Here is a 13,601-nt window from a genome sequence, read left to right on the forward strand (position 1 = left end):
CGATGGTGTCCCATTCGCCGGCGGCGGAACCGGTGCGCCAGTCGTCGGGTGCGTCCCAGGGCGACGGTGAGAGGCGGAACCGCCACGCGCCGTCGAGCGACTGCTCAGGGGCGTCGCTGCGCATGCGCGAGCGCGGTGCGATGGTGCCGTCACCCGGTCCGATGCGGGCGATGTCGATGCCGGCGGCGGGCATCACGCGACTGCCCCGATCGACAGATGCGAGGAGGGGAGCAGCGCCGCGGCCGCTTCGTCGAGGAAGAGGGTGACGCGCGGATGCTGTCGCAGGAAGGATGCCGGCACCGCCGGGCCGATCGGTCCGCGCACCGCCGCGGCGACGGCATCCGCCTTCGCCGCGCCCGCGGCGACCAGGACGATCTCGCGCGCGTCGAGGATCGTGCCCACGCCCTGCGTCACCGCCTGCGTGGGAACGTCGTCGGCGCTGTCGAAGAACCGGCTGTTGTCGGCGATCGTCTGCGGTGCGAGGTCGACCACCCGCGTGCGTGACGAATACGCCGACCCGGGTTCGTTGAACCCGATGTGCCCGTTCGAGCCGATGCCGAGGATCTGCAGGTCCACACCGCCGGCTGCCGCGATCGCGCGGTCGTACGCGGCCGCGGTGGTGTGCCGGTCGGCGGTCGCGCCGTGGGGAACGTGGACGCGGGCCGGGTCGAGGCCGAGCGGCTGCCTCGCGTCACGATCGATGACCGCGTGGTAGCTCTGCGGATGCCGCGGATCGATGCCGACGTACTCGTCGAGGGCGAATGCGGTGGCACCGCTCAGGTCGAGGCTGCGCACGACGTGCTCGTGCAGGGCGCGGTACAGCGGCTGAGGCGATGACCCCGTTGCGACGCCGAGCACCAGCCGCGGTCGGCGCGCCGCGACGGCGGCGACGAGATCGGCGGCGGCGGCACCGGCTGCGGCGGCGTCGGGCGAGACGAAGATCCTCATGACGGGTCCTTTCGGGCGAGGAGCGTGTCGACCTCGGGGTAGAGCACGGCGTCGGGTGAGAGCCCGCGGCGCGCGGCGAGCGCGAGCGCGAGGCGCTGCAGCGGCACGATGGCGGGGATAGGCGCCAGAGTCCGAGGCAGGGGAGTGAGGGCGACGACCGCGGGGGACGAGGCGAAGCGCTCCGGGCGATCGGTGAGCACGAGCGTCGCCACGCCGATGTCGCGCAGCCACGCTTCGAGCGACACCGCGCGGTCGAACATCGGGTCGGCCGTCGCGACGACGACCACGGACGAGTCCAGGCTGAGCCGGCGATGCGGACCGTGGGTGAACTCCTCGACGTCGTATGCGGAGGTCGCCACGAGCGCGATCTCGACGATCTTCAGCGCCGCCTCCTGGGCGGTCGCAAGGTGAGTCTGCGTCCCGACGATGTGCAGTCCGTCGGCGACGTCGACGGCGTCCGCGAACGACGCGATGGCCCCGGCACCGCCGTCGAGGGCGGTCCGTGTTGCGGCGGGGAGTTCGCCGATGCCGTCGATCGTCGTTCCGGCGAGCACGGCGGCGAGCCGGAGCAGAGTCACGACGGTCGTGGAGTAGCCTTTCGTCTTCGCGCCGACGTCTTCCGGTCCGGCCGAGATGTCGAGCACGACGTCGACCGGCGGCGCGTGCTCTGCGGCGCCAGTCACGAACACCGTCATCGCGCCGCGGCTGCGGGCGAGGTCGACAGCGTTCCGAACCAGCACGGAGCGCGCAGACTGGCTGATCGCAACCACGAGCGTGTGGTCGTCGAATCTCGAAGCCGGGAGGGCGAACACCGCCTCGGACGGGGTGAGCACCCGGACCTCGGCGCCCGGCAGGACGGTGGCGGCGAACGCCTCGACCGCGCGTGCCGCGAACGACGAGGTGCCGGAGCCGATGAACACGACGCGCTCCGCCCGTGCGCCGAGCGCGCGAAGCGCGACCACTGTCGAATCGGGCCACGCCTCGCTCGCGCGGGCGAGTGCTTCGGGCTGCTCGGTCATGAAGGCCTGGACTTTCGACACGGGAGGCTCACTCTCGGGGGCCGGTGCTGCGGAGTCCTCCGCGCGCGTGCGACGCGTGAAGACCTGGACGGTGAGGGGGATGGATGCGAGGAGGGCCAGAGCGATGACGGCGAACGCCAGCCGGACGTCGACGGCCTCGGCGACGAGTCCGATGACGGGCGGGCCGATCACGGTCGCCAGCGACGCCACCGACGCCACGGCCGCGACACTCGCCGCGGCACGCGGCTGCGCGGCGGCGAGCGACATGCTCACGGGCACGGCGAGTGCGGCGCCGAGCCCCCAGATCGCCGCCGCCGCCAGGGCCGCCGGGACCGACGGTGCGACGGCGACCAGCAGGACGCCGGAGACTGCGAGCGCGGTCGACGAGACCACCGACACCCGTCGCCCGACGCGGTCGATGAGCGGCCCGGTGAGCAGTCGACCGGCGGTCTGCGCGATGAGGAACGTCGACAGGGCTCCCGCGCCCACGGCCGCCTGCGCGCCGTGGCCGTCGACCACGGCGACGGCGAGCCAGTTGTTCGCGGCGCTCTCCGAGAGCGTCGCCGCGAAGACGATGCCGCCGAGCATGAGCACGGTGGGCGTCGTCCAGACCGAGCGGGGGAGGCGGATTCCGGCGGTGATGGTCGGAACTGCGCTGTCGGCGACGCTCGCGGTCGCCTGCCGGTGACCGGCATCCACCGTGATCAGCAGCTGCGCCGCGACTCGCAGTGCCGCAGCGATCACGGCGAGCGCGAGGAACTGCACGCCGATCGGGATGCCTGCCGCCGCTGCCACCCCGCCCAGGGCAGCGCCACCGGCTCCGGCGAGCGAGTAGAACGCGTGGAAGCGCGGAACGATGGTCTTGCCGGCGCGCGCTTCGGCGGCGGCGCCGAGCACGCCCTGGGGCACGTTGGTCAGGGCGAACGCCGCTCCGTGCACGACCCCGCCGAGGAGGAGCACCGCGAAGACGCCGAGCGTGGTCGCCGCAGCGAGCACGAGGTAGGCGGCGGCGAACGCGATGGTCGCGAGTCCGTACCCCCACCGCGCGCCGCGGCGCTCGACGAGGAGGCCGGCCAGAGACACCATGACCAGCGTGCCGAGGGCGTTCGCGAGCAGGAACGCCGCGATGCCCTCGGTGCCGGTGCCGACCGACGACCCGATCTCGGGAAGGCGCGCGTTCCACGAAGCCATCGAGAAGCCGTTGGTCGCATAGGCGAGGCCGACCGCGAGCGTCGTCGGCTGGATGCGGCGTGGGCTCCGCATCACGATGAGAAGGATGCCGCGGTCAGCGCCGTGCGCCGTCGCGCAAGGGCGAGCGCGCCGGCGGCCGGCGGCACGTCGAGCACGCGCACCGTCAAGTCGGATGCGCGTTCGCGCAGGGACGCGACGAGCGCGTCGGCGAGCATCGGCTGGGCGGTGATCACACCCCCGGCGGCGACGACGGTCGTTCCGGTCGCGCCCCGCGCGCGCACGGCCTGCACCATCTCGGCGAGATGCGCGCCCGAGCGGCGGATGACCTGCTTCGCGATCAGCGATCCCTCGTCGGCGGCGGCGAACACCTGGGGTGCGAATCCACCCCACAGGGTGTCGGACGGTGCTGCTTGGAAGCGCAGTGCGAGTTCGACGTGGTCGTCGGTGCCGAAGTGGCGCAGAAGCCTCCGCGCGGCCGGGTCGGCGAGCGACGCCGTGCCGTTGCGGTCGACCTCGCGCAGCACCGCGACGCAGAGCTGACGGGTGAGTCCCGGCGCGCTGGCGTCGTCGGCGATGAGCCAGCCATGGCCATCGGCGGCGATGGTCTCACCGCCTCGGCCGACGCCGACGACGGCCGACCCGGTGCCCGCGATGACGCAGATCGCGTCGTCGGCGCCGATGGCGGGGCCGAGCAGCACCGCGTCGTTCACCGCTTCGACGTGCCCGGCGAGGTGCGAGCGGAGTACCGCGGTCGCGTGCTGCTGCTGTGCGATGCTGTCGATGCCGTGCGCGCCGACGACTGTGCTGCCGGGCTCCCCGCCGACGGCATCGACCACGACCTGCGCGAGCCGGGCGAGGTTGCCATCGTGCTCGAAGATGCTGCCGCGGCGCCAGACGGCGCTGGCGACGACCACGTCGACGCCGTGGTCGGTCACGATGTGGGTCTTCGTGCCGCCGACGTCGACGCCGACGGCCGGGGCGCCCGGGGCAGGTGCAGTCGTGGATGCATCGTCACGCAAGGTAGAGCCCGCCCTTCACCTGCTCGATGACGAGCTGCCCCACTCCGATGACGGCGGCGCGCTCGCCGAGGGCGCCGATGACGATGCGCGGCGGATTGGGAATGCGGCCGCGGAGGCGGGTCTCGATCTCGGAGACGAGCACATCGGCGCGCGCGGGGAGCCTGCCCGAGAGGATGACCTCTGCGGTGTCGAGCACGACGGAGAGCGCCGCGATCGAGATCGCGATGTAGTCGAGCAGTTCGGCTGCCGGGTCGAGTGCGGTGGGCACGCCTTCGGCGTATTCGTCGAGGATCGAGATGCTCGAGTCGCGCCGTGCGCCGGGGGTGCGGGCGGCGCCGAGCGAGAGCACGCGGCTCTCGAGGTCGCCCGCCTCGTCGTAGGTGCGCGCGAACGCGGAGCGATCCGCGATGAGCGAGCCGATCTCGCCCGCGCCCGACCGGAAGCCGCGGAGCAGTCGGCCGTCGGCGACGATGCCCGCGCCGAGGCCGACGCCGAGGAGGAACGCGGCCATGTGCTGGCTGCCCTGCGCGGCGCCCCGAGCCCATTCGCCGACGGCGACGGCGTTCGCGTCGTTCTCGACGACGACGGGAAGCCCGCCGGTGCGCTCGGCGACACGATCGCGCAGCGGTACGCTGCTCCACCCGAGTTCGACGGAATGGCCGACGACGCCGCTCCGGTCGACGAGGCCCGGAACGGCGATGCCGACGCCCTGCGCCGGGGTGCCGCGCTCGGCGGCCGTGGCGATGAGATCCTCGACCGCCTGGAGCACGCCGTCGAGGCGGGACGTCGGGCTGAGCGCCCCGTCGGCCCCGCGCAGGGGAGTGTCGTGCGTGTGCGACACGGCCCCGTTCATGTCGATGAGGGCGCCCCGCGCGGTGTCGTCGGTGATGTCGATCGCGACGACCGTTCGACTTTCGCCGAGGAAGCGGTAGCGATGGGTCGGTCGCCCGATGCCTCCGTCTGCCTCACGCTCGACCGCGATCGTGCCCTCGTCGACGAGACGCGTGCAGAGGCGATGCACGGTCGCGCTGGCGAGGCCGGTCCGCTCGGTGATCTCGGCGCGGGTGAGGGGGCCGTGCTGCTCGAGCGCGTCGACGATCGCGGTGCGATTGAGCCGGGTGACCGTGTGGTTCGTGGCCGTCGCGCGAGCGGAGGTGGTGTCGCCCTCTCGCATGCTGACTCCTGTCGGGGGATCGTCCTCTAATAGATGCTTGCGATGAGATAAAAGCAGAACCGGAGGTCGATCTGCAAACAAACCCGCGAGTTTTCAGTCGAATGTGTCATTCATGTTTCGGCTGGTAACGAGTGAGTGAAGCATGTGTCGGATAGTTGATCTCGAATTGAACGACTAGATCTCAGAGTGATAAGAAATGGGAACGCACCACAGGACCTTCCCCTTCTCACTCACAGGAGTCGCCTTGCGATACACCCGACTTGCGACCGCCGTCACTGCAGTCGCCGCCCTCACAGCCCTCGCCGGATGCTCGTCGTCCAGCGCGGGCGATGGTCCCGCCACCCTTGAGTTCGTCATCTCGGGCGATCAGAACGGCGCGTACCAGGCGCTCGCCGACCGCTATTTCGAGGAGACGGGCGTGACCGTCGAGATCGTCGACGTGCCCTACGACGACCTGACCACGCGGCTCCGCAACGGCGCCCAGGCCGGCGATCTGCCGGCGCTCGCACGCACCGCGGGACTCGACCCGCTGTGGGAGGACGCTGCGATGGAGCTCGGCGACATCGCCGAGGCGCACGACATCATGGACGAGCTGATCGTCGAGGGCCCGGAGGGCCAGGTGCTGACGCTGCCCTCTGACCTGACCGCGGTCGGGCTGTACATCAACAAGTCGCTGTTCGACGAGGCCGGAGTCTCGTACCCGACCGACGAGTCCGACATCTGGACGTGGGACGAGTACCTCGCCGCGCTCACCGAGGTCGTCGAGAACACCGACGCGCAGTACGGCATGGTGATGGACGGATCGGTTCACCGTCTGCGCTCGATGCTGTACCAGTTCGGGTCCAACGGCGACTACTACCAGGAGGACGGCGAGTTCGTCATGGGCGAGGGCACCGAAGAGGCGCTCCAGACCTTCTCCGACATCAACGACGACAAGATGATGCCGCGATCGGTGTGGCTGTCGGGTGACGACGCGAGTGCACTCTTCCAGTCCGGCCGCATCGCCGCCTACTACTCGGGCGTCTGGCAGATCTCGTCGTTCAACGAGTCGATCACGGCGTTCGACTGGCTGCCGGTCTACATGCCGTACGAGACCGAGCGTGCGACCAACATCGGCACGAACTGGATCGTCGGCTTCGAGGGAACCGGCGTCGAGGAGGAGACGCAGGACTTCATCGACTGGATGTACACGGCTGAGAACTACGCGCAGCTCAGTGCCGATGCGAGCTTCCTTCCCGTGATCGAAGGGCTCGAGGTCCCGTACGAGCAGAACGCCGAGTACCTCGATCTGTACAACCACGAGATCGCCGCGGCGAACGAGCTCTCGTTCCTGCAGACCCGCTCGATGGTGGAGTTCGCGTACGACGGCGTGGCCCTCGACAGCGAGCCGCTGACCACCGAGATCCCGGCGTTCCTCAACGGCGAGCAGTCGCTCGACGACACCATCACCGCAGTCGAGTCCGGCATGGACGCGCTCGTCAACGGCTGACACCCGCGGGTGGGCGGACTCCGCGTCCGCCCACCCGCCCCCACTCATCACCTCCCGCCGAACAGGAGACCCCCGTGACCGTCACCGTTTCCCCGCCGAGCCCGCGGGTCCGCCGGCACCACCCGCCCGCGCTGCGGCGCCGCGGCCCGCGTCGCAACCGGCACATCTTCGCCCCGACGGTGCTCGTCGGCGCTGCGGCGATCCTGTTCGTGATCTTCTTCCTCTGGCCCGCGGTCCTCGGGCTGAGCTACTCGTTCACGGACTATCGCGGCGTCGGCAGTCCCGACTTCATCGGCTTCGCCAACTACGCGGAGCTGTTCGCCGACCCCGACTTCTACCGAGCACTCGGGCGCACGTTCCTGTTCGTCGCGATGAGCGTGCCCGTCGGCTTCGTGCTGTCGCTCACCCTCGCAGTGCTGCTCGTGAACCCCCACACCAAGGGCAAGCCGGTCGCCCGCCTCGTGTTCTTCCTGCCGTGGCTCATCTCTCCGATCGTCGCCGGGGTCACCTGGCGGTGGCTCTTCGGCGAGAGCTTCGGCATCGTCAACTACGCCATCTCGCAACTCGGCGGCAATCCGCTGCAGTGGTCGACGAACGGCACGCTCGCGCTCATCGTGATCGTCCTCGCCGCCGCGTGGGGCGGTGCGGCCTTCAACATGCTGCTGTTCATGGCGGCGATCCGGAATGTGCCCGCGTCGTATTACGAGGCCGCGGCGCTCGACGGGGCGAACGGCTGGCAGCGCTTCCGCCACATCACGCTGCCGAGCATCGCTCCGACCTCGTTCATGGTCATCCTGCTGTCGACCATCGGCTCGATGAAGGAGTTCGCTCTGATCCAGGCGCTCAGCGGCGGCGGACCCGGCACCGAGAACCGCCTCATCGTCCAGTACATCTACGAGACCGGGTTCGAGTTCGCCCGAGTCGGATACGCCAGCGCGGTCTCGATGGTGCTGATGGTCATCCTCATCGTCATGGCCGTCATCCAGCTCGGCATCGACCGCCGTGCGAGCCGCGACCTCGCGTGACCCGGACCCCAGAAAAGAGACGATCATGACCCTCACCTCGGTTCCGCCCACCACAGAGGCTGTCGTCGCCTCCGCCCCCGCGCAGGTCGACACGGCGCCAGCCCCGGGGAGGCGTCGCGTCCCGTGGCGCGTGCGCTTCACGCGGTCCGCACTGCCGACCGCGGCGATGTGGATCCTCGCGGCGCTGTTCCTCGTGCCGATCCTGTGGCTGATCCTGAGCTCTCTCAAGCCGGCCGGCGAGCTGTTCACCTTCCCGCTGAGCGTCTTCCCCGAGAACCCGACCCTCGAGAACTACGCCGGCGCGTGGGAGAAGATCGACTTCGCGCGGTACGTCGGCAACACCGCTCTCGTGGCCACCGTCACCACCGCGCTCACCGTCTTCGTGAGCGCCTGCACGGGCTACGCGCTCGCGAAGTACCAGTCCTGGGTGCTCCGCGCACTGTTCATCTGCTTCCTCGCGACGACCATGCTCCCCACCGAGGTGATCCTCAGCCCGTCGTTCATCGTGGTGCGAAACCTCGGCCTGTACGACACGCTCGCCGGCGTCATCGTGCCGTCGATCATCACCGCGACCGGCATCTTCATGTTCCGGCAGTTCTTCATGACCGTGCCCGACGAGCTGATCGATGCCGCGCGCATGGACGGCGCCCGGGAGCTGACGATCTTCTTCCGCATCATGCTTCCGCTGGCCTCGCCCATCCTCGTCACCCTGGCGATCTTCTCGTTCCAGTGGCGATGGAACGACTACGTCTGGCCGCTCATCGTGCTCAACTCGCCCGAGCTGTTCACGCTGCAGACGGCGCTGCGCTCGCTCGTCGGCGCCGAGAACATCCAGTGGTCGCTGCTGCTTGCGGCATCCGTCATCTCGATCCTCCCGCTGCTGGTCATCTTCCTGATCTTCCAGAAGTACATCGTCAGCGCCGATCTGAACGCGGGGCTGAAGGATTGAGCGTGCCGGCTCGCACGGCGACGGCCGTCGACCTCGACCTCGCCGCGCTCGCCGACCGCGCACGCGTCAGCACGAGCGGTGACGCCTACTCGCCGTACCTTCCGGCGCACCGGCGTGCGATGCGGCGCGCGCTCATCGCCGTCGCTCTCGCGGTGGTCGACGGCGCAGCGGCCGCCGAGCATCGCGAACGGACGGATGCTGCGCTCGACGATCTCACCCTGACGCAGCGCCCGTCGGGTCTGTTCGCCGGAGGGGACAACGGCGAGTCGCCGCCCGACAGCTCGTTCACCGCGAACGACCTGTGTCGCGCGATCCGCCTGATCGACAGGTCGGGAGTCGCGGGTCTCGATGCCCAGCGTGCGCGCCTGGTCGAGATCGGGTCGAGGCTCGCCCCGGCCCTGCTGGTCGGCGGCGTCCACACGCCGAACCACCGTTGGGAGATCGCGTCGGCCCTCGCGGCCCTCGGTGAGGTTCTCGGGCACCCTTCCCTCAGCGAAGGCGCGATCGCCTGGCTCGCCGAGGGGGTCGATATCGACGCCGACGGGATGTACTCGGAGCGCAGCGCGAACTACGCCGTGCACGTGAGCGGACCGTGCTTGATCGAGCTCGCGCGGCTGCTCGGCCGCGACGACCTCGCCGCGGCGGTCGAGCGCAATCTGCGTGCGACGCTTCCGCTCATCGATGATCGCGGCCGGGTCGAGACCGTGCACTCGCGCCGACAGGACCAGTCGGGCGACTTCGACGCCGAGCCGTACCTTCCCCTGCTGCTGTGGGCAGCCCGCCGCACGCAGGACGCGCGCTTCACTGCAGCCGCAGATGACATCGTCCGTCGAGGGCTGACGGATCCGGCATCCCGTCTCGTCGAGATCCTCGACGCGCACGACGACGCCCCGCTGCCGCCTGGTGCGCCGCGGTCGGACCACGAGACGGCCGTCCTTCCCAGTTCGGGCCTGGTGCGCTGGCGCGACGACGCCCTCACCACCACGGTGTTCGCCGGGTCGGACTTCGCCACCACCGGGCGTATCGCGTCCGGGCTCTCGAACTCCTCCACGCTCGTGCGTGCGCGTCGCGGCGACCTCGAGCTGCGCGCACTGCGTATCGCCCCCGAGTTCTTCGGCATCGGAGCCCTGCGCCCCCGGCTCGTCTTCGCCGACGAACACACCGCGGTGCTGCAGGAGTCGCGCTCGGCGGCGTTCTACGGGCCGCTGCCCATCACGCGTCTGCGCGCAGGCGGCGACTACCCGCTCACTCCCGACGGCCGGTTCTTCGCGGCGATGGACTTCGGGGCGCGGCCGAAGCATCCGCATACGCTCCGGAGCGACGTCACGATCTCGCGCGCAGCGTCGGGCTTCACCCTCGATGCCGCGTGGCAGGGCATGGATGTTCCGGTGGCCGTCGAGCTCGTGTTCCCCGCCGGCCACTCGGTGCTCGGAGCGGACTTCGATGCCGCGGTCGACGCGCTGGTTCCCACCGGAGCCTCGTTCGTCGTCCGATCGCCGAGCGGTGCCGAACTCGCAGTGTCGTGGACGGGCGGCGAGCCCGCTGTGACAGGATTCGACGAGGGCGAGTCGTTCACCGCGGTGGGCGGACGAGACCGCGTCGACGGCGTCCGGGTTCTGGTGCCGACGCGCACCACCCGCGACTTCGTTCTGACGGTCTCGCTCTGAGACGCCGCCAGGCCCGAGCGCGGTGAGCGCTCGGCGTCGAGCACCGTTGTACTGAGCCGATGGAGGTGACGCGTGAGCGATCATGTGCTGTGGTACCGCGAGCCGGCGCGGACGTGGACGCAGGCGCTACCTGTCGGCAACGGAGCGCTCGGGGCGATGTGCTTCGGCGAACTCGCTGACGCACTCGTGCAGCTCAACGACGAGACGGCCTGGTCGGGAAGCCCGCAGAGCGAGTCCGCCGAGCCGGTCGTCTCGGCGGAGGATGCCCGAGCGGCGCTGGACGCCGCCCGCGCGCACATGACGCGCGGCGAATACCCCGAGGCGGATGCCGCGGTGCGCCGCCTCCAGCACCGACACACGCAGGCCTACCTGCCGTTCGGCGACCTGCGCGTACAGGTGACCGCGCGGGGCGAGGCGCCCGACACCGCAGGCGGGCCCGCCCAGGCGTATCGCCGCGAGCTCGACCTGACCACCGCGACCCACTCCGCGATCGGGTCGATCGCCGGCATCGCCGTGTCGCACTCGACCTGGGTGAGCGGGCCCCACGGGGTGCTGGTGCACACGTTCGAGTCGGAGGAGCCGGTCGACGTGCAGGTGCTGCTCGACACCCCGCTCCGCGAGACGCGACGCGATGGCGTCGCCCTCGAGCAGACCGTGCACGTGCGGCTGCCGACCGACGTGGTCCCCGGCCACGATGACGCTGACGAACCCATCCGCTACGCCGCCGATGAGGAGTCGGTCGCGGGCGTCGTCCACGCAAGGGTCGAGACCGACGGTGTCGCCGAGGGCGACAGCATCCGGAACGCACGGACGGTGACGGTGGTGCTCGCCACCGACACGACGTTCACGCGCATCGGCGAGCCGCTCGAGGCAGACGTCGCCGCGGCCGAGGCTCGGGCTCGGGCGCGTGTCGATGCAGCGCTCGTCGATGGCATCGACGCGGTGCGCGCACGCCAGCTGGCCGACCACGCGGCGCTGTACGACGCCGCGGCGATCCGGCTCGGCGACTCGACGCACGACGGCTCGGACACCCTTTCGCGCCTCAGAGCGGTCAACGGCTCCGACGCGGCGGACCTGCCGGCCGACCCGGGGCTCGCGGCGCTGCTGTTCCACTACGGCCGGTACCTGCTGATCTGCTCGTCGCGCCCGGGCGGGCTGCCGGCGACCCTGCAGGGCATCTGGAACGATCAGCTTCGCCCGCCGTGGAGCTCGAACTACACGACCAACATCAACGTCGAGATGAACTACTGGGGGGCGCACACCACCTCGCTCAGCGAGACCGAGGATCCGCTGGTCGCGCTCATCGCGGCGCTCGCCGTCCGCGGCGCCGAGACGGCTGAGCGCCTCTACGACGCGCCGGGGTGGGTCGCCCACCACAACACCGACGCGTGGGCGTACACGCAGCCCGTCGGCGGGGGAGAGCACGACCCCGCGTGGGCGTTCTGGCCGATGGCGGGGCTGTGGCTGTGCCTGCATCTCGCCGACCGCGACAGGTTCGGCGTGGCCGACCGGCAGGAGCTGGAGCGCACGTTCGACATCGTGCGCGGTGCGGTGGAGTTCGCTCAGGCCTGGGTGTCGCGCCAGCCCGACGGCACGCTCGGCACCCTGCTGTCGACCTCACCCGAGACCGACTTCACGACCGCAGACGGTGCCCGAGGATCGGTCGCACGGTCGGCGACGCTCGACCTCGTGCTGCTGCACGCGAACTTCGGCTACCTGACGGACCTCGCCGAGCGCCTCGGCCGCGCAGACGACCCCGTCGTCGTGGCCGCGCGCGACATGCTGACGGATCTCCCCGGCATTCCGCTGACCGATGACGGATCGGTCGCGGAGTGGCGCGACGCGGTCACCCCGACCGATCCGCATCACCGGCACGTCTCGCCGCTCCTGTTCGCCTACCCGGGCGTCGGCCAACTCGATGAGGTGCTCGCGGCGGCGACACGCAGGTTCCTGGACCTGCGCGGCGACGAGTCGACAGGATGGTCGCTGGCGTGGAAGCTCGCGCTGCGTGCCCGCCTGAGCCAGCCCGACCGGGTCGACCGTCTGCTCGCACTCGTGTTCCGCGACATGCGCGACGACCGCGGCGGCGAGTCGGGCGGTCTCTACGACAACCTCCTCGCCGCGCACCCGCCGTTCCAGATCGACGGCAACCTGGGCTACACGGCCGCCGTCGCCGAGATGCTCGTGCACTCCCACGGCGAGGGCCTCCGGCTGCTGCCGGCGGTGCCGGCATCCTTCGGATCCGGTGAGGTGCGCGGGCTCGTCGCCCGACCCGGTGTCGCGCTCGCATTCTCGTGGGACACGGCGGAGGACGCGCCGCGGCTGACGTCGCTGCGGATGCGCGCGATGACGAATGCCGCGCGGCGCACGCATCGCGTCGACCACCCCGGCGGCGCACTCGTCGTCACGCTCGACGACGGCGAGTGGCACGAGGTCGACCTGCGCGGGTGACGACGGATGCCGCCCCTCGGCGCGCGCGTCAGCAGACGACCCGGCCGTGGTTCATGATGTCGTCGTCAGGCGTGTCCCGCGTGACGAGGGCTTTCAGCATGCCGGCCGCCGTCGCTACCTTCCCCTTCGCGGGCTCCCAGAACTCTGTCTCGACCGGGGTGACGCGCAGCAGCGCGATGCCCGGGGTGTCGAGTCCGTCCGCGAACCAGATGTCGAGGTCAGGCGTGTAGAGCTCCTTCATCCGCTCGGTGTCGTGGACGACGCTCGCGCGCCCCGCGACGGAGACGTATCGGTGGCCCTTCGCGTCGCAGTACGACAGCCCGATATCGCGGTCCGCCTCAGCCTCCTCCACCTTCTTCGAATCCTCCGCGGTGAAGAACCAGATGTCGCCCGCGTCGTCCATCTCGCGCGTGCTCATCGGTCTGCTCACGAGATTCCCCGACTCGTCCTGTGTCGTGAGCATCGTGAAGTCGATGTCTTCGACGAGTTCCTTCACCTTGGCGATGGCTTCTGCGCCTGTCATCTCGGTCATGTCTCGATGGTGAGCCGAGTCGCGTGGAGCCGACAGGGGATTGACACGCGCTCCGCGAAGAGGCATCGCGCGCGATCGCGGGTCGTGCCGCTTCACGACGAGCGGGCTTACCCGTCTCGAACCGGGAATGTCAACCC

General features: G+C 70.5%; 11 protein-coding genes. 5 read left to right on the top strand and 6 right to left on the bottom strand.

All coding sequences use genetic code 11. The features are described 5' to 3' along the window. The 5 genes from JOD63_RS00005 to JOD63_RS00025 form a co-directional block, all read right to left on the bottom strand. Positions 1 to 193 (bottom strand): hypothetical protein (locus JOD63_RS00005; RefSeq protein WP_456152479.1); only part of this gene is annotated, 193 nt, incomplete at its 3' end. Next, on the bottom strand, positions 193 to 948 hold the full coding sequence (locus tag JOD63_RS00010) for a glucosamine-6-phosphate deaminase (protein WP_045274152.1): 756 nt from the start codon (positions 946 to 948) through the stop codon (positions 193 to 195). The genes JOD63_RS00010 and JOD63_RS00005, both read right to left, overlap by 1 nt. Beyond that, positions 945 to 3,230 (bottom strand): MFS transporter, encoded by a 2,286-nt coding sequence (locus JOD63_RS00015; protein WP_045274151.1) that lies wholly within the window; start codon positions 3,228 to 3,230, stop codon positions 945 to 947. The genes JOD63_RS00010 and JOD63_RS00015 overlap by 4 nt, the downstream gene beginning before the upstream one ends. After that, the gene (locus tag JOD63_RS00020) at positions 3,230 to 4,177 is read right to left on the bottom strand and encodes a BadF/BadG/BcrA/BcrD ATPase family protein (RefSeq protein ID WP_045274150.1); all 948 of its coding nucleotides are present in this window, start codon (positions 4,175 to 4,177) and stop codon (positions 3,230 to 3,232) included. The genes JOD63_RS00015 and JOD63_RS00020 overlap by 1 nt, the downstream gene beginning before the upstream one ends. Beyond that, complete coding sequence (locus tag JOD63_RS00025; protein ID WP_045274149.1) at positions 4,170 to 5,351, bottom strand: ROK family transcriptional regulator; 1,182 nt, start codon at positions 5,349 to 5,351, stop codon at positions 4,170 to 4,172. The genes JOD63_RS00020 and JOD63_RS00025 overlap by 8 nt, the downstream gene beginning before the upstream one ends. 244 nt (positions 5,352 to 5,595) lie before the next feature. On the opposite strand from JOD63_RS00025, the gene JOD63_RS00030 reads away from it, so the two are divergent. The 5 genes from JOD63_RS00030 to JOD63_RS00050 all read left to right on the top strand — a co-directional run bounded on the left by JOD63_RS00030 (position 5,596) and on the right by JOD63_RS00050 (position 12,932). Beyond that, entirely contained in the window at positions 5,596 to 6,840 is a 1,245-nt protein-coding gene (locus tag JOD63_RS00030) for an ABC transporter substrate-binding protein (RefSeq protein ID WP_045274148.1), read from the top strand. Between the two features lie 74 nt (positions 6,841 to 6,914). Further along, the gene (locus tag JOD63_RS00035) at positions 6,915 to 7,865 is read left to right on the top strand and encodes a carbohydrate ABC transporter permease (RefSeq protein WP_281174253.1); all 951 of its coding nucleotides are present in this window, start codon (positions 6,915 to 6,917) and stop codon (positions 7,863 to 7,865) included. 25 nt (positions 7,866 to 7,890) lie between these two features. Continuing rightward, positions 7,891 to 8,814, top strand: a complete 924-nt coding sequence (locus JOD63_RS00040) for a carbohydrate ABC transporter permease (protein WP_084613605.1) — start codon at positions 7,891 to 7,893, stop codon at positions 8,812 to 8,814. Between the two features lie 2 nt (positions 8,815 to 8,816). Then, the gene (locus JOD63_RS00045) at positions 8,817 to 10,481 is read left to right on the top strand and encodes a hypothetical protein (protein WP_052682541.1); all 1,665 of its coding nucleotides are present in this window, start codon (positions 8,817 to 8,819) and stop codon (positions 10,479 to 10,481) included. A gap of 72 nt (positions 10,482 to 10,553) precedes the next feature. Further along, the gene (locus JOD63_RS00050; protein WP_052682542.1) at positions 10,554 to 12,932 is read left to right on the top strand and encodes a glycosyl hydrolase family 95 catalytic domain-containing protein; all 2,379 of its coding nucleotides are present in this window, start codon (positions 10,554 to 10,556) and stop codon (positions 12,930 to 12,932) included. A 28-nt stretch (positions 12,933 to 12,960) separates the two neighbouring features. Here JOD63_RS00050 and JOD63_RS00055 read toward each other — a convergent pair whose 3' ends face one another. Continuing rightward, entirely contained in the window at positions 12,961 to 13,464 is a 504-nt protein-coding gene (locus tag JOD63_RS00055) for a pyridoxamine 5'-phosphate oxidase family protein (protein ID WP_045276347.1), read from the bottom strand. Between the last annotated feature and the right edge of the window lie 137 nt (positions 13,465 to 13,601).

It is taken from the genome of Microbacterium terrae, assembly GCF_017831975.1.
In the GTDB taxonomy this organism is placed as follows: domain Bacteria; phylum Actinomycetota; class Actinomycetes; order Actinomycetales; family Microbacteriaceae; genus Microbacterium; species Microbacterium terrae.